The 15948-nt window shown below is 63.7% G+C and carries 12 protein-coding genes; 5 read left to right on the forward strand and 7 right to left on the reverse strand.

What is annotated here, in order from left to right; translation table 11 throughout:
• Positions 1-8 precede the first annotated feature (8 nt).
• Positions 9-1661, reverse strand: a complete 1653-nt coding sequence (locus BLW22_RS11335) for a cyclic peptide export ABC transporter (RefSeq protein ID WP_074846329.1) — start codon at positions 1659-1661, stop codon at positions 9-11.
• A 200-nt stretch (positions 1662-1861) separates the two neighbouring features.
• Between BLW22_RS11335 and BLW22_RS11340 the strand changes: the two genes are divergently transcribed.
• Positions 1862-2692: a formyl transferase gene (locus BLW22_RS11340; protein ID WP_065927969.1), complete on the forward strand. Its 831-nt coding sequence runs from the start codon at positions 1862-1864 to the stop codon at positions 2690-2692.
• A gap of 122 nt (positions 2693-2814) precedes the next feature.
• On the opposite strand, the gene pvdO is transcribed toward BLW22_RS11340, so the two are convergent.
• Genes pvdO through pvdM form a run of 3 tightly spaced genes read right to left on the reverse strand, consistent with a single transcriptional unit; the run spans position 2815 to position 6359 of the window.
• Positions 2815-3687, reverse strand: coding sequence for a dihydropyoverdine dehydrogenase (pvdO, locus tag BLW22_RS11345; protein ID WP_074846332.1), 873 nt, complete (start codon positions 3685-3687; stop codon positions 2815-2817).
• Positions 3688-3719: 32 nt separating this feature from the next.
• Entirely contained in the window at positions 3720-4991 is a 1272-nt protein-coding gene (pvdN, locus tag BLW22_RS11350; protein WP_074846335.1) for a pyoverdine-tailoring periplasmic protein PvdN, read from the reverse strand.
• A gap of 18 nt (positions 4992-5009) precedes the next feature.
• Positions 5010-6359 (reverse strand): pyoverdine-tailoring dipeptidase-like protein PvdM, encoded by a 1350-nt coding sequence (pvdM, locus tag BLW22_RS11355; RefSeq protein WP_065927966.1) that lies wholly within the window; start codon positions 6357-6359, stop codon positions 5010-5012.
• A 142-nt stretch (positions 6360-6501) separates the two neighbouring features.
• On the opposite strand from pvdM, the gene pvdP reads away from it, so the two are divergent.
• A complete protein-coding gene (gene pvdP, locus BLW22_RS11360) occupies positions 6502-8133 on the forward strand; it encodes a pyoverdine maturation tyrosinase PvdP (RefSeq protein ID WP_074846338.1) in 1632 nt (543 codons plus the stop codon).
• On the opposite strand, the gene BLW22_RS11365 is transcribed toward pvdP, so the two are convergent.
• Positions 8069-9352 (reverse strand): methionine gamma-lyase, encoded by a 1284-nt coding sequence (locus BLW22_RS11365; protein ID WP_235865584.1) that lies wholly within the window; start codon positions 9350-9352, stop codon positions 8069-8071. The genes pvdP and BLW22_RS11365 overlap by 65 nt on opposite strands.
• Before the next feature lie 123 nt (positions 9353-9475).
• Here BLW22_RS11365 and BLW22_RS11370 point away from each other — a divergent pair, with 123 nt between their 5' ends.
• Positions 9476-9946 (forward strand): Lrp/AsnC family transcriptional regulator, encoded by a 471-nt coding sequence (locus BLW22_RS11370; RefSeq protein ID WP_065927964.1) that lies wholly within the window; start codon positions 9476-9478, stop codon positions 9944-9946.
• A gap of 100 nt (positions 9947-10046) precedes the next feature.
• The gene (locus BLW22_RS11375; protein WP_065947716.1) at positions 10047-10484 is read left to right on the forward strand and encodes a carboxymuconolactone decarboxylase family protein; all 438 of its coding nucleotides are present in this window, start codon (positions 10047-10049) and stop codon (positions 10482-10484) included.
• Positions 10485-10666: 182 nt separating this feature from the next.
• Here the strand turns inward: BLW22_RS11375 and BLW22_RS11380 are convergent, their stop codons facing one another.
• A complete protein-coding gene (locus BLW22_RS11380; protein WP_074846340.1) occupies positions 10667-12814 on the reverse strand; it encodes a TonB-dependent siderophore receptor in 2148 nt (715 codons plus the stop codon).
• Positions 12815-13005: 191 nt separating this feature from the next.
• On the opposite strand from BLW22_RS11380, the gene BLW22_RS11385 reads away from it, so the two are divergent.
• A complete protein-coding gene (locus tag BLW22_RS11385; protein WP_074846342.1) occupies positions 13006-13785 on the forward strand; it encodes an acetoin reductase in 780 nt (259 codons plus the stop codon).
• 69 nt (positions 13786-13854) lie between these two features.
• Here BLW22_RS11385 and BLW22_RS11390 read toward each other — a convergent pair whose 3' ends face one another.
• The gene (locus BLW22_RS11390) at positions 13855-15714 is read right to left on the reverse strand and encodes a sigma-54-dependent Fis family transcriptional regulator (protein ID WP_074846345.1); all 1860 of its coding nucleotides are present in this window, start codon (positions 15712-15714) and stop codon (positions 13855-13857) included.
• Positions 15715-15948 lie beyond the last annotated feature (234 nt).

The raw sequence follows: 15948 nt of genomic DNA on the forward strand, positions 1-15948 counted from the left end.
GGAAAAAATTATGCGGGCTCCAACTCCGCAACGACTTTCCCTGCACTCAAGCGCACCAACTGGTCGGCGATATCGAAGTAGCGGTCGTCGTGGCTGATCACGATGATGGTCTTGCCCAGGCGCTTGAGGTCCGGCAGCAGCTCGGTATAGAACACGCGGCGGAAGGCCGGGTCCTGGTCGGCGGCCCATTCGTCGAACACCAGCACCGGGCGCTCTTCCAGCCAGGCATTGACCAGTGCCAGGCGCTTGCGCTGGCCGGTGGAGAGGTCGGTGGTGCTGAATACGCCGTCCTTGACGCTGACCTTGTGCGCGATTTCCAGGCGCTCCAGGTACTTGGCGGCGCTGTCCAGCGACTGGGTGGCGCTGCCCTGGACCAGGTCGTCGAACAGGTAGTAGTCGGCGAACACCGTGGTGAACAGCTGGCGATAGTCATCGCGCGCCGGGTCGGTCACCGTTTCGCCATTGAGGCGGATTTCCCCGGCCTCGGGTTGATACAGGCCCAGCAGCAGCTTGATCAGGGTGGTCTTGCCGCAGCCGTTCTCGCCGACGATAAACACGATATCACCCTGCTGGATGCTCAGGTTGATCGGCCCCAGGTGGAACGGCTGGCTGCCTTCCACCGGCGGCGGGCTGTAGCTCACGCCGCGCAACTCCAGGCTGTGCACCACCGGTGTCGGCGCTTCGCTGCCGTCCATCAGCAGGTGCGGTTCGGGGGAAGAGAAGCGTTCGGACAGTTCGGTGATGCGCGCAAACGCAATGCGCGCCTTGCCGATGATCGGCAGGTAACCCACCACGTGTTCCAGCGGGCCCTTCATGTACAGCAACACCAGCACAAAACCGGTGATCACCGCCGGGTCCGGGTTCGGGTTGTAGGCCTGCATCGCCAGCGCCAGGCCGATGACCACAAAGAACAGCATCGAGCCGAAGGTCTTGGCGACGATATAGATGTTCACCGAACGCACCTGGATATCGCTGATACGGTCGGCGGTTTCCTGGATGCGGTGGGTGTTCATGCGGTAGCGGCGGGGCCGGTGGATGCGCAACTCCTTGGCGCCGGAAGCGATTGCCGAGTAGTAGCGTTGCAACTCGTCTTCCTGGTCGCGGGCCTCGTCGAAGCCGCGAATGCCCTTGGCGCCGGCGATGAACTGCACGCTGCTGCCGATGATGATCGCCACCACCATCATCAGGAACATCGGCACCGACAGGTACGCCAGGTACCCCAGGCAGCCCAGGGTCACGGTGGTGGCGATGGCCAGCGGGGTGAAGGCAAAGGAGAAGTCGCTGATGGTGTCGACGTCGTGGGTCAGCACCGGGATCAGGCGGTGGGAGCGATACTGTTCGATCTGCTCGATGGGCGCCGACAGCACCTTTTCGCCGAGATCCTTGCGCAGGGCGGCGATGATCCGCTGGCCCACGTAGTTGGTGCCGATATCGGAGACGATCGAACTGGTCAGCGCCAGCACGCACAGCGCAGCAAAGCTCAGGATCACGCCCTGGGTCATACCCGTGGAAGAGTGCAGCGCGTTGTTGATGGTCGCCAGCAACAGCGTGATGGCCAGGCCGCCGGCCATGCCCAGGGCGATGGAGACCGTCACGATGGTGCGAAACGGCCTGAGCAATGCAAGCAAACCTTTGAAGGCGCCGCGCTTGGGGTCGGTCATAAGTACTTCCCGGAAAGTGAAAAAGAGGGGGCTGGGCACACAGACCCTTACCCATGACAAACGAAGGATTGGCGCGACTATTTAGCTCGGCGTGCCCGGCGGTGGCGGTGGCGGATAAATTGCGCGTGGGCTGGTTCGTTCTTGTGGTGTAGGCGCACGCGTATCGGCGCGTGCCTGATCTTTCCAGCGAGAGCGAAACAATGACGAAAAAGAACCTGGTGTACGTGTGGTCCCTGCGCAATGCCGCTGCCGACAAGGCCGGCCAGCCGGTGGCCTACAAGGACCACGAGCGCTACATGAAGTCGGTGCTGGAGTTTCTGGTGGGGTCGCTCAACGACACGTCCCTGGGTGACGCCTACAACCTGGTGGGCGTGGTGTATGACGACGATGAGCAGAACCCGCGCGACCAGCAGTTGGTGGTCGACTATGGGTTTGCCTATAAACCGGGGCGCCAGTGGCTTTATCCGGCGGATTTGCAGGTGCAGGGCCACCTGGTCAACGACCTGCTGTTGAGCGTGCCGTCCACCTATCGCCGCCTGCCACGGGGCAGCGCCGAGCATATCGCCGGCAAGCAGGACTTCGAACGCCGCCTGCATGACACGCTGGTGGAATTGAAGGCCGATATTGTGGTGCTGGACGGCCTGCTGGTGATCCTGGACGAGCTGGTGCGCCCCGGTGCGCCGTTTGCCCGTAGGATCATGAACATTCACCCCGGTATCACCCGTATCGAATCGCCCTATGAGCGCCGTGGGGCCTATGCGACCTGGAATGCGCTGTACGGTGCGCGTGGGTTGACGGTTACGGATTGGGTGACCAAGGCCACCACGCCATCCGAGCCGCTGTACCTGACCGGCGCCTCCTTCCACTACGTGGACAACGGCATCGACTCCGGCGAGGTGTTCCACGACGTACTCAAGACCGAGATCTCGCCGGACGACACCATCCTCGAACTGCGCTGGAACAACTTCAACAACAGCCTGTTCCCGGCGCTGCATGAAGGTTTGGAGTTGTTGGCGCAGAAGGGGGTCTAAGCCGCGCACGATTTGACTGTGGGAGGGGGCTTGCTCCCGATGACGGAGTATCAGTCAATGGCGATGTCGACTGCCGCACCCCATCGGGAGCAAGCCCCCTCCCACATTAAATCCCGTCAGCTTTAGAGATCGCGCACTACCCTGAAGCCAATCCAATCCCCCCGCGTTTGCGGGTAGATGTTGTTGCGGTTGCCCGAGCGTGAAAACACCGGCGCTTCGCCCCAGTCATTGCCACGAATCTGGTAGCCCTCGCAGTTCGGCTCCATCCACGCGCTGCCATCCGTCGGTGCGCCGACATAGTTGGGGTGCTCGCAGTCGGCCACCCGCTCATAGACATTGCCATGCATGTCGTACATGCCAAACGCATTCGGCGGGTAGCTGCCTACCGGCGAAGAATAGCTGTACCCGTCCGCCGGCCCGTAGGTGTTGGCATGCTTGGCGATGCTGTAGCCCTTGCCCTCGTCGAACGGGAATGGGAATGGTCCGGCGGAGCCGGCGCGCGCGGCGTATTCGCGCTGGGCCTCGCTGACCATGTGGTACTGCTGGCCGGTTTTTTTCGACAGCCAGGCCACATAGTGCTTGATGTCGTCCATGTCCATGCACACCGCCGGCTGGCGCGGGCCCTGGGGATAGCGTGGCTTGCTGGCGATGCATTCGCGGCCGGGGCGGGTGTCGCCGTCGGCGATCTTCACGCCGGTCTGGCGGATATAGCTGTCCCATTCGCCGGCGGTGATGTGGAAGCGGCTCATGGCGAACGGCTTGGCGAAGGTCACGTCATGCATCGGGCCTTCGTCCGGCTCACGGCCGACTTCGTCTTCCGGCGTCCCCATGGTGAAGGTGCCGGCGGGCAGTACCACCATTTCCGGACAGTCCTTGCAGTCCTTGAACACTTTGCCCGGTTGCGGCGTGGCAGCCTGGGCCAGGCCCGGCAGCAGCGCGCCGCACAGGGCGGTCAGTGCCAGGGTCGTCAGGGGGTTGAGTCGCAGTGGCGTCATAGGGGCCTCTCGTGCAAAGGGAAAAAGGCGCGTCACAACCGCTGGCTGAGCAGGGTCATGAAACGCTGGATTTCGTCGGAGTTGTTGAGCAGGCCGGGCGCCGTGCGGATCACCGGGCCGACGTCGCGGTCCACCGCGTCGATCACCACGCGGTTCTTCTGCATGTAGGCTGCCACCCGATCACTGTCCTGGCCCTTGACCCGGAAGAAGGTAAAGCCGGCAGACAGTTCTGGGCTGCGCGGCGTGACCAGTTCGATCTGCGGGTGCGCCAGCAATTGCTCCTTGAGTTCGGCGTTCAGTCCATGGATGCGCGCCTGGACCGGCGCCTTGCCCAGTTGCAGGTGCAGCTTGAAGGCCTCATCCGCCGCCCAGCGATGCTCGAAAGCGTGATAGCCGCCGGGGGTCATGATGGTGGCGAAGTCCTTGTCTTCGGAGAAGGTCGGCACCATGGGCGTGACGTAGGTGTTTTCAGGGGTGCGCGCACACACCAGCCCGGTACCGCGCGGACCGAACATCCATTTATGGGTGCCGGCGATAAAGAAGTCGCAATGCATGTCTGGGAAGTCGAGGTTTTCCACGCCGAAACCATGCACGCCATCCACCACATAGAGGAGGCGGTCCTTGTCATCGCGGTTGCGGTTGTGCGCCGCCACCAGCTTGCCGATCTCGCCGATGGGCAGTTTTACGCCGCTGCCGGACTGTACCCAGGTCATGCCCAGCACTCGGGTGTTGGGGCGGATATTACGCTGGATATTGGCCAGCACCTCGTCGGCAGAAACCTGGCTGGCCCGCTCGAACAGCTTGATCCGGCGAACCTGGGTGCCTTCCTTGAGCACGCGAAAATCCAGCACGTTCTGGGTCGCGTAATGCTCATGCACGGTGGTGAGGATTTCCTGGTCCGGGCGCACCTTGATGCCGCCATAGATCATCGCCAGGCCTTCGGAGGTGCTGCCGGTCAGGGCGATCTGCGCCGGGGTGGCCTTGAGGTAGCGGCCGGCCCATTCGCGTACCTGGCCTTCGCGCTTCCAGGTTTCCTCCAGGTCCCAGTCCATGGCGAGCCCTGGGTTGCGGTCGATCTGGGCGCGGTAACGCTCGATGGCCTCGCGTACCGGCCTGGGGTGCGAGGCCACCAGGAAGTTGGAGAAGTGCAGGTAATCGGGGTCCTGGTTGAACAGCTGCTTGAACCCCGTCCATGGGGCATCCGTGGTGGTGGCAGCCAGTGCCTGCGGGATGAGTGCAGCGCCCAATGGCAGGCTGGCGGCGAATACCCCGGCCTGCTTGAGAAACGTACGGCGGTCAGTCATGGACTTGCTTCTAGGTGATTAGCGGTTGGCCAAGGGTTTGGCGGCTTTTTGTACCTGGTCCCAGACCCGCAGGAAGTTACCTCCCCACAGCTTGGCGATGTCGGCTTCGGAGTAGCCGCGCTGGATCAGTTCGGCGGTGACGTTGCGGATTTCGCCGACGTTGTTCCAGCCGTCGATGCCGCCGCCGTCGTTGAAGTCCGAAGCGATGCCGACGTGATCGATCCCGATCTTGCGCACGGTGTAGTCGACGGCGTCGCCCCAGTCCTTGAGCGTGGCCTTGGGTTCCTCCTCAAGAATCCCGTACAGCCCTTGGGCGTACTGGCCGAACTTCTGCTCCGGCCATGCCGCGATGATCGCGTCCCCCGGCATCAGGGCCATGGCCAGGTTGGGCAGCGGCGGCAGGTCGAAACGCGCGCGCAGGGTGTTGAGTTTGTCCTGGGTCGGCTGGCTCAGGGGGCGTATGTAGGCCGGGAAGCCCACCACCTGCACCACGCCGCCGCTGTTCTTGATCAGTTGCAGTTCCTTGTCGCTGAGGTTGCGCGGGATGTCTACCGACGCGCGCGGTGCCGAGTGGGACGCCACCATCGGCGTGCGACTCAGTTGCGCGACTTGCTCCAATGCCTTGGTCGACATCTGCGACACGTCAATGATCACCCCCAGGTCATTGAGGCGCTGCACCGCTTGCTTGCCGATGTCCGACAGGCCTTCGAGCGCATCGACGGAATCATTGAAAAACGGCAGTGGGCGCGATGAGTCGGACCAAGCGTTATTGCCGATATAACTGAAACCGAACATGCGCATGCCCCGGGCGGCCCACAGGTCCAGCTGATTCAGGTCATTGCCCAGCGGGTAGGCGTTGAGCATGCTGATAAAGATCGCGAACTTGCCTTCGCCATGCAGGCGTCGAAAGTCATCCGGGGTATAGGCGATGCCGACTTGATTGGGAAAGTCACGCACCATGCCGGAGATGATCTTGTAGCGCACCTCCTGCTCGTGGCGGGCTTCCTCGACAAAGCCGTCAGTAGGCTTGTGCGGGGCGTTGGGGCCATTCCAGATTTCCGGCCAGCCGAAGATCGTCAGGGCTGCGCCGGACAAGCGCCCGCGTGCCGCCTTGGCCAGGTCGAACTGGCCGCTGCCGTCCTTGTCCGCCTCGTTGCCGGCGGTGCCAAAATCCATGGGAACGGTGATATGGCTGTCGAACGACAGCAAGCGGTCCTGCAGTTCATTGGCCTGCTTGATCACGGCCAATGGGTAGCCGGCATTGCCCTTGAACCAATGATCCCAGGCCAGGAAGCCTGCGCCGGCACCGATGGCCAGTGCCAGCGGCAAGCCGATGTACAGCGCCTTTTTCGAACGTGGTTTTGTCATTGCCATCTCAGTCAGTTGAGGCCTTCGCTATCAGGGAAGAACGAGTGGTGCGCGGAGAAATTTAGGCGGCACGGGCAGGGCGGTAAATTTCCCCGGCCTGCAAACGTTCTAGCTCTGATAAAGCCGTTTCCTAAGGTAGACAATGACCATCTCTCGACGTGGGTTCATCGCAGGCCTGGCGCTGACCGGCGCGGCTGTGCCTGCCGCCTTCTATGCCCATCGCGAGTTGACGCGCGAAGAAGAATTGCCCATCACTCCCGGCGAAGCCACCGTGGACCTGGCCGACACCGCCGGGCAGCACCTGGCCAACACCTTGCGCGGGGTGTGGAGCCTGCGCCTGGAAGGCCGCGACGCCGGCCTCAAGGGCCTGCCGCTGCAAGGCCTGGAACTGCTGCTCGACATCGCCCCCCGTGGCCGTGGCCTGCGCGGCTACCTGGACACCGCTGCCAACCTGCGCGGCGAAGGCGAACCGCGCTACCGCGTGCTCGGTGACCTGCTGACGGGCGAGGGCGCCTTGCTCTACTGGCGCCTGATCGACCGCGATGCCCTCGACGGCAGGCCCGCCTATGAGTTCAAGATGACCCTCGATGAAGTCTGGGCCGACTTCGCCAACGCCGGCAGCGGCACCCTCAGCGGGCACATCCTCGACCTGGATCGGCCCCTGGCCTTGACCGAACGTGACAACCGCTTTATCGCCCACAAACAGCTGTTTCCCGAAGCCCGCCAACGCATCGGCCTTAACCCGACCCTGCTGGCCTGGCTGATTGCTCCGGAGCACCGCCTGTTTCACCAGCTGTGGCACGCCACCCGTGACCAATGGCACAAACTCTCCGAAGAAAAACGCGACGCCCTGCGCGGCATCGGCTGGCAACCCGGCCCGCGCGGCAAGGAGCGTGACGCCCGTGGCAAACACAAAGACCGCAACGGCTCGGGCATCGATTTCTTCTTCATGCACCGGCATATGCTCGGCACCGCGCGTTCCATGCAGGATCTGCCCTCGTGGCCTGTATTCCCCGAACCGCAACCGGCGCTGGAGCGCGACCGCTTGGGTTTCCTGCGTTACTTCGACAACCACGACGGCTTCGCGCTGCCGCCCACCTGGTCAGCCCCGGACGACAGCGAATACACCCAGTGGGTCAGCGACATCAAGGCCGCCGAGACCTACCACAGCAACTTCCAGGTCTGGGAATCGCAGTACCGCGACCCGCGCTACCTGGCCAAACTGACCTTGGGCCAACTCGGCTCCGAAATGGAACTGGGCCTGCACGACTGGCTGCACATGCGCTGGGCCTCGGTGCCCCGCGACCCGTCCAACGGCGCGCCGGTACCCTTGGCCCGCGACCCGGCAGACTTTGCCCCTCGCTGGTACGCGGCAGAAAACGACTTCCTCGGCGACCCGTTTTCATCCCATGTAAACCCGGTGTTCTGGCACTTCCACGGCTGGATCGACGACCGTATCGAAGACTGGTACCGCGCCCACGAACGCTTCAACCCCGGCGAAGTCAGACGCCTGGACGTCAACGGCGTGGCCTGGTTCGCAGCGGGACGCTGGGTCGAAGTCGGCGACCCGTGGCTGGGCCCGGACACCCACGGTTGCAGCACCACCCCGGGGTTGCAGATGGGCCGGTCGATGGAGATGGACCCGGAGACCATGAAGCTCGCCTTGCGCATTACCTTTGGCGAGGACGAGCACCTGTTGCAGGGCCTGTTCAAGCGCGTGCCGAAGCGGCCTTGGTATGCGCGGCATTTGAAGGTGAAGGCGCGAGAGGCTTGAGCGTTTGGCGCGGCACGGCGCGGGTGCACTTGGCCAACGCTTGCTGCACGTCCGCCAACAGGTCGGCGACGTCCTCAAGCCCCACCGATAAACGCACCAGGCCTTCGCTGATACCGTGATGCGCGCGTTCTTCAGGGGTGTAGGTGCTATGGGTCATGCTCGCCGGGTGCTGGGCCAGTGACTCGGCGTCGCCCAGGCTGACCGCGCGGGTGAACAGCTTGAGGGCATTCATGAAGCGTCGTCCGCTGTCGATCCCGCCCTTGAGTTCGAAGGCGATCATGCCGCCGGCCTGGCTCATCTGCCGCGCCGCCAATGCGTATTGCGCGAAGCTGCGCAGCCCCGGATACGTCACCCACTCCACGGCGGGATGCGCCTGCAAGGCTTCGGCCACGGCCTGGGCGTTGCTGCAATGGCGGTCCATGCGCAGGGCCAACGTCTTCAGGCCGCGCATCAACAGGGAGGCGTCCTGGGGCGACATCACCGCGCCGGTCAAGTCCTTGAGGCCTTGCAGGCGAATGCGCTGGGCCAGGGCCTGGTTGCTCACGGCAATGCCGGCGGTGATGTCGCCATGGCCGCTGAGGTACTTGGTGGCCGAGTGCACCACCACATCGGCGCCCAGTTCCAGGGGCCGTTGCAGGTACGGCGTGCAGTAGGTGTTATCCACCACCACGGTCACGTTCGGCTGTTGATGGGCGAGGGCGGCCACGGCGGCGATGTCCACCAGTTGCAGGGTGGGATTGGCCGGGGTTTCGCAGTAGACCATGCGGGTGGCGGGGCTGAGTGCCGCTTGCAGGGCCGCCAGGTCGGTGAGGTCCACGTGACGCACCTTGATGCCGAATTCGCCGATACCGTGATGCAGCAGGGCGAAGGTGCAGCCGTAGAGCGTCTGGCTGACGATCACCTCATCGCCTGGGCGCAGCAGGGTCCAGAACGTCGCGGCAATCGCGCCCATGCCCGAACTGAACGCCACCGCCGCTTCGCCGTTTTCCAGGCTGGCCATGCGGGACTCCAGCAGCGCCAGGGTCGGGTTGGAAATGCGCGTATAGAAATGGCCGCCGGCCTCACCGGCAAAACAGGCGGCGCCGTATTCGGCAGTGGGAAAGGCAAACGTGGCCGACAGGTAGATCGGCGGCACGAGTGCGCCGTGGTGGTCCTTGGGGTCGTAGCCGTGGTGGATGGCACGGGTGGAAAAGCCGAATGCATTGTGTTTAGTGTTCATGTCGGGCGCTCCTTATTTCCTACAATGCTATGCTTATAACTACGGCTGGATTTTCCAAACTTTGCCGAGAAATCCCTTGTCCTGGGATGAAAACTCGCTAAAAACAATAAACAGAGGCACGTCATGCCCATCACGCTGGATCGCACCGACAAAGCGTTATTAAACGCCCTGCAAGGCAATGCCCGTTTAACCGTGGCCGAGCTGGCCGAGCGCGTGTCCCTGACCACTTCACCGTGCTGGCGACGGGTCAGGAACCTGGAGGAAAGCGGGGTGATCAGCGGCTACCAGGCGATCCTCTCGCCCAAGGCGCTGGGGTATGGGGTGACGGCGTTTGTCAGCATCATGATGGAGAGCCACACCCAGGAAATCGCCCGGGCGTTCGAGCAACGCCTGTTGGATATTCCGGAAATCGTGGCCTGTCATAACGTATCGGGGCGCTATGACTTTCTGCTGGAAGTGGTGGCGAAGGACCTGGAGTCGTTCGGCGAGTTTGCGCGGGAGGTGTTGCAGACGCTGCCGTGCGTCAAGGAGATTTATTCGAGTTTTTCCTATAAGTCGGTGCGACCGTTGCGGGTGATTCCATTACCAGGTTGATCGCACCATTGGTCACCTGTTCTTCCTCGTAATTGGCTATTTCTCCCGTATGGCCCGGTGGCTAACCTAGCCACCACTTCCCACCGTTCCGGAGTTCCGCATGCAAGCCCGTACCGATTTCTACACCGCTTCCCCAGACGCCATGAAAGCCATGCTCGCCCTGGAAGCCGCCGTCGGCAAACTCTCCATCGAGCTGCCACTGCTGGAACTGATACGCCTGCGTGTGTCGCAGATCAACGGCTGTGCGTTCTGCCTGGACATGCACACCGCCGATGCCCGCAAGGGCGGCGAGACCGAGCGTCGCCTGTACACCCTGTCGGCCTGGCGCGAAACGCCGTTCTTCACCCCGCGTGAGCGCGCGGCATTGGCCTGGACCGAGAGCCTGACGCTGCTGAGCCAGACCCACGCGCCGGACGCAGACTTCACGGCGCTCGCCGCCGAGTTCAGCCCCCAGGAGCAAGTCGACCTGAGCGTGGCCATCGCCACCATCAACAGCTGGAATCGCCTCGCGGTAGGGTTTCGCAAGATGCCTAAATAAGAAAGGTTGAAGACGGCTCTTTTGTGGTGAGCGGGCTTGTCCCGCGCTGGGCTGCGCAGCAGCCCCAAAACCAGGCGCAGAGGAGTGCCTGATATACCCCATTCGTCTTCATCAGGGGCGCTTCGCACCCCAACGCGGGCGGTGCGACGATTCGCCAAGCCCGCTCGCCACAGCAGTAAGTGTCAGAAGTTCACCGAAGCACTCAGGCGCGCCGTCAGCGGCGCGCCCTGGAACAGATAGTCATCGCCCATGTACTCGCCCGCGTCGCGCCAGTAGCGCTTGTCGAACAGGTTGTCGACGCTCAGGCGCAGCACCGTCTCGTAGCCGTCGACCTTGGTGGTGTAGCGGCTGCCGACGTTGACCACCGCATAATCCCCCACCTCCACATTGCCGCTGCGGTTGGCGTACTTCTTGGCGCTGTATTGCACGCCGCCGAGCACCGCCAGGCCATTGACCCACGGCAACGCATAATCGGCGTACACACTGGCGCGCAGCTTCGGCACGTTGATCGCCTGGTGGTCTTCGTATTCCGGTGTGCCGCTGCCGCTTACCCGTGCACGAATCGCCGCCACGCTGGTGGAAATCTGCAGGCGGTCGGTGGCCCAGCCGTTGGCCGACAACTCCACGCCGGTGTTCTTCTGCTCGCCCTGTTGCACATAGGTAAAGGTAGCGGCGCCATCCGGCCTGGCGTACTGGTAGGCCTGGCGTGTCTGGAACACAGCGGCGGCGAAGCTGATGCGGCGCCAGTCGTATTTCACCCCGGCCTCGATTTGCCGCGAGGTGGTAGGGGCCAGGGTTTCATCGGCGTTGCTGGCAAACCACGGCGCAGTGCCGCCCAGGGACAGGCCTTTGCTGTAACTGGTGTACAGCGAGATATTTTCTACGGGTTTGTAGATCAATGCCGCCTGGGGCAGAAACACGTATTGCTGGGTATGGCGGGCCTGGTTGCCAGTGACACCGTCGAAGGCTTTTTCATCCAGGCGCACTTCGCGGCCACCGAGGATGGTTTGCCATTGCTCGTTGAAGCGGATGCGGTCGGTGACGAACAGGCCGTACTGGCGGCTGTCGAGGGTGCGATGGCTGTCGTTCAACGGCTTGTCGGTGGGCGTGAACGTCGGCGCGTCAGCGTCGATATTGGCCGTGCCGATGTACTCGTTGACGGACTTGCGCTTGTCGATCACCCGGCGAAACGCGCTGGTGCCGAAGGTCAGTTCATGGCCGATGCCGGCGGTGTCGAACAGGCCGGTCATCGCCGCCTGGACTTCATCGTCACGGCGGGTATCGTCGGGGCTGCGGTAGTCGTAGACGTCGTAGTTGCCTGCGGGCGTAAAGTGGTTGCCGACACCGTTGGTGTCGCCGCCCCAGGCAAACGAACTGTAGTCATCGATCACCACCTTGCTGCGCGCGGCGCTGACGCTGCCTTTCCACTGGTCGCTGAAGCGGTATTCGAAGGTGCCGTTGAGGTTCAGCGAATCGATGCCGACCTGCCTGGAGCCGCTCTGGTGGCCCAGCAGTTTTTTCGGCGAGGCATCGTGGGGCACCTCGGTGCCGCCCAGCAACTGGTAGCCCGGTACCGAGCGCTGTTGCTTGTTCTGGTATTCCGCGTCCAGTTGCAGCACCGCGTCGGGGCTGATGTTCCAGTCGAAGGCCAGGGACACGAAGTCGCGCTGGCCGTTGGCGTGCCCCACATAGGAATTAAGGTCTTCATGGGCGACGTTGGCGCGCAGGCCGAATTGCTGCTCGCTGCCAAACCAGCCACCCACATCGGTGGCGATATAGCCACTGCCGCGGTCATCGGTGGACACCGTCACCGAGCGCACATCTTCCGGGCGCTTGGTCACGTAGTTGATCACGCCGCTGGGTTCGGAAATCCCGCTCTGCAAACCGGCCAGGCCCTTGAGCACTTCCACCTGCTGCTTGTTTTCCAGGGCGACGTTCTGCTCGCCGGTGATGGTGCGCCCGTTGATCTTGTAGCTGCTCGCCGCATTCAGCGAGAAACCGCGCACCACGAAATTCTCGTAGTAGCCGATGGGGGCGTAGCTGTCGCCCACCGAGGCGTCGTTGCGCAGCACCTCACTGAGCAGGCGCGCTTGCTGGTCCTTGATCAACGCGGCATTGATCACTGTGATCGAGGCCGGGGTGTCCAGCAGCGGCGCCTCGTTGAAGCCGCCGACCGAGGCGGTGTCTGCGCGATAGCCTGACGCGTCCTCGCCCTGGACCTGCACCGCCGGCAGCTCGAGTTGTGCCGCCCAACTGTTGCCGATCCCGCCGCTGAGCAGCAGGCCGAGGGCGAAACGTGTACTGACGACAGGACGAAAACGCAAAACCATGGGGGAGGGCCTTAAAGCGCAGGGCGGGGGGCGCATAAGCTAGGCATAACGGCCAGGTTTTACAAGCGTTCGGTACACGGGCGTGCGCTGAGACAGGGCGTCTCAACGCCTATGCCAAACCCGTTGCGCCTCGACAGCCCGTGCGCGTACCTGCGATAGACAACGTTCTCTCATCGTTGCAGGAGATTGTCATGAGTATCGCTGGAAAAGTTGCGCTGGTGACTGGCGCCGGGCAGGGCATTGGTCGGGCCATCGCCCTGCGCCTGGCACAGGACGGTGCCGACATCGCCCTGGTCGACATCAATGGCGCCAAGCTCGAAGCCGTGGCCGCCGAAGTCGTGGCCCTGGGGCGCAAGGCCTCGGTGTTTATCGCCGACGTGTCCAAGCGCGACCAGGTGGTGGCGGCGGTCGAACACGCACACCAGACCCTCGGCGGCTTCGACATTATCGTCAACAACGCCGGGGTCGCGCAGATCGACGCGCTGCTGGACGTCAGCCCGGAACAGGTCGAGCGCACCCTGGGCATCAATGTGCAGGGCGTGTTGTGGGGCATCCAGGCTGCCGGCAGGAAATTCAAGGCGCTCAAACAGAAGGGCAAGATCATCAATGCCTGCTCCATCGCCGGCCACGAAGGCTTCGCGCTGCTGGGCGTGTACTCGGCCACCAAGTTCGCCGTGCGCGCCTTGACCCAGGCGGCGGCCAAGGAACTGGCGAGCGCCGGGATCACGATCAACGCCTACTGCCCGGGCGTAGTGGGCACCGATATGTGGGTGGAGATCGACAAGCGCATGGCCGAGATTACCGGGGCTGAAGTGGGTGCGACGTATAAGAAGTACGTGGATGGGATTGCCTTGGGCCGTGCGCAAACGCCGGAGGATGTGGCGGGGTTGGTGGCCTACCTGGCGGGACCGGACGCGGATTACATGACCGGGCAGGCGCCGTTGATCGATGGCGGGCTGGTTTACCGCTGATCTCCCAAGGCCGACGGTATTAAATGTGGGAGGGGGCAAGCACCTCCCACATTGTTGACCCCCGTTGTGTCAGTGCTTGCCGGGCATGTCGATGCCCAGTTGGTTGACTCGGCGGTAGAGGGTGGCTCGGGAAATGCCCAACGCCTGCGCCGTCGGCAACGGCTTCCAGCGATGCCGGATCAACGCGTCCAGTACCACCTGGCGTTCCGGGCTCACGCTAGGTTCCGCGGCTGGCGAAACCTGCTCCCCACGCACTTCCACCGGCAAGTCCGCCAACTGGATGGTGCCGCCTTCACATACCGCACAGGCATACGCCAGCGCGTGGTGCAGCTGGCGCACATTGCCCGGCCAGGCATAGCCCAGCAGGCGTTCCAGCGCGGCTTGGCCGATGCCGACCGAGACGCCGCTGCCGCGTGCTTGCTGCTCCACCAGCCGGTTGATCAATGCCAGCTTGTCGCTACGCTCGCGCAGCGGCGGCAGGTAGAAGCGTGCGCAGCCGAGGCGGAAGTACAGGTCTTCGCGAAAGCGCCCGTCGCCGACCAGCACGGCCAGGTCGCGGTGGCTGGCGCAGATCACCTGAATGTCTACCGTGCGGGTCTTGGCCCCGCCCAGGGGCGCGACTTCACCCTCGGCCATCACCCGCAGCAGGCGCGTCTGCAACGCCAGCGGCATATCGCCGATTTCATCGAGGAACAGGGTGCCGCCATCGGCCTGCACCAACAGCCCCGGCATGCCTTTGCTGGACGCACCGGTAAAGGCCCCGGCCACGTAGCCGAACAGCTCGCTTTCAATCAGGTTCTCGGGGATCGCCGCGCAGTTCACCGCCACAAAGGGCCCTGTTCGCCGGGCGCTGCGTTCGTGCAGCTGGCGGGCGAACACTTCCTTGCCGGCGCCGGTTTCCCCCTGCACCAGCACCGGCAGGTTGCGGTCCTTGACGCGCACGGCCAGGCGCAGGTGTTCTTCCACCCGTGGGTCGACCTGGGTGTGCGCAACGGGCCGTGACGGTTTGCGGCGCGGCGCGTTGACCCGCACGTGCAGCATGCCAGGCTCGCCCAGCCATTGCAGGTGTTGGGTTGATTGATCGGTGGCCGAGCGCAACGCATCCAGGTCGAACACTTCGCCGATATGCTCCGGCACCTGGCCGAAACGCCGGCGCAGTGCCTGGCGCGCCTTGCTATTCAGCGCGTGCAGGCGCCCGTCCTGGTCCCAGGCCAGCAGCAGGTCGGGCTGGCTGTCCACGTAGCCCGGTGTGCTGTGGGCCTGGAGCACCCAGTGCTCGCGGGCGCTGTGCATAAAGAAGGCGTTTTCGATGGCCAGGGCACTCTGGGCCACCATCTGCCGCACCAGGTGCTGGCTGCGCCGGTCATCCGGGGATTTGAGCGCCGAGGCATCCATCACCCCCAGCAGGTTGCCCTGGGAGTCGAAGATCGGCGCGGCGGAGCAGGTCAAACTGATGAAGGCGGCGCGGAAGTGGTCGCGCTTGTGCACGGTCACTGCGGCCTTGCTGGTCAGCACCGTGGCCACGCCGCAGGTGCCTTCCTCGGCTTCCGACCAGCAGGTGCCGAGGTACAGGCCGGCTTTGCGGCAGTCGCTGCGAATGGTGGTGTCGACGCGGTGGTCGATTGTCTGGCCCTGGGCGTCGGTGAGCATCACGCAGTAGTCGGCGTGGCGCACCCGGTGGTGCAGTTGCCCGACTTCCTCGCCGGCGATGCGCATGAACAGCTCGGCGCGTTCGCGGCATTCCTTGAGCAAGGGTTCGGTAAGGATGCGTGGCCCCTGCAGCGAGCCGGGGTCGAGGTGGTGTTGTTCCATGGAACGCCGCCATGAATCGAAAATCAGCGACGGCACCGGCGCCTGGGGCAGGCGATCGGCATTGCGGACCACGCGACTGACGCAGTCGACGTGCTCCCTGGAGTTCGCGGCGAGCATAAGGCCTCCGGTTCTCGATCTTTGTTGTTATGCCCGCCATTAAGCGCCCGTGGGCGCGAGGGGACAAGGGCGACCTGACCAACAGCCCCGCGTGAGACGTGGCGTCTCATTCCGGCCGAGACGCCGCCTGCACAGTGCAATGCACCGTCTCATTCTGCACAGGCATACCGTCCCGGCACAACCGCACGGCACTGCTCTGGATCAAGGCTTTGCCAGGTTTCATCGCACCTTGGC

The organism is Pseudomonas marginalis (assembly GCF_900105325.1).
Lineage (GTDB): Bacteria > Pseudomonadota > Gammaproteobacteria > Pseudomonadales > Pseudomonadaceae > Aquipseudomonas > Aquipseudomonas marginalis.

What these genes read in the sequence shown, in the direction of transcription:
- BLW22_RS11335 (WP_074846329.1), bottom strand. Translation starts at nt 1,661, where the DNA reads ATGACCGACCCCAAGCGCGGCGCCTTCAAAGGTTTGCTTGCATTGCTC.
- BLW22_RS11340 (WP_065927969.1), top strand. Translation starts at nt 1,862, where the DNA reads ATGACGAAAAAGAACCTGGTGTACGTGTGGTCCCTGCGCAATGCCGCT.
- pvdO (WP_074846332.1), bottom strand. Translation starts at nt 3,687, where the DNA reads ATGACGCCACTGCGACTCAACCCCCTGACGACCCTGGCACTGACCGCC.
- pvdN (WP_074846335.1), bottom strand. Translation starts at nt 4,991, where the DNA reads ATGACTGACCGCCGTACGTTTCTCAAGCAGGCCGGGGTATTCGCCGCC.
- pvdM (WP_065927966.1), bottom strand. Translation starts at nt 6,359, where the DNA reads ATGACAAAACCACGTTCGAAAAAGGCGCTGTACATCGGCTTGCCGCTG.
- pvdP (WP_074846338.1), top strand. Translation starts at nt 6,502, where the DNA reads ATGACCATCTCTCGACGTGGGTTCATCGCAGGCCTGGCGCTGACCGGC.
- BLW22_RS11365 (WP_235865584.1), bottom strand. Translation starts at nt 9,352, where the DNA reads ATGAACACTAAACACAATGCATTCGGCTTTTCCACCCGTGCCATCCAC.
- BLW22_RS11370 (WP_065927964.1), top strand. Translation starts at nt 9,476, where the DNA reads ATGCCCATCACGCTGGATCGCACCGACAAAGCGTTATTAAACGCCCTG.
- BLW22_RS11375 (WP_065947716.1), top strand. Translation starts at nt 10,047, where the DNA reads ATGCAAGCCCGTACCGATTTCTACACCGCTTCCCCAGACGCCATGAAA.
- BLW22_RS11380 (WP_074846340.1), bottom strand. Translation starts at nt 12,814, where the DNA reads ATGGTTTTGCGTTTTCGTCCTGTCGTCAGTACACGTTTCGCCCTCGGC.
- BLW22_RS11385 (WP_074846342.1), top strand. Translation starts at nt 13,006, where the DNA reads ATGAGTATCGCTGGAAAAGTTGCGCTGGTGACTGGCGCCGGGCAGGGC.
- BLW22_RS11390 (WP_074846345.1), bottom strand. Translation starts at nt 15,714, where the DNA reads ATGCTCGCCGCGAACTCCAGGGAGCACGTCGACTGCGTCAGTCGCGTG.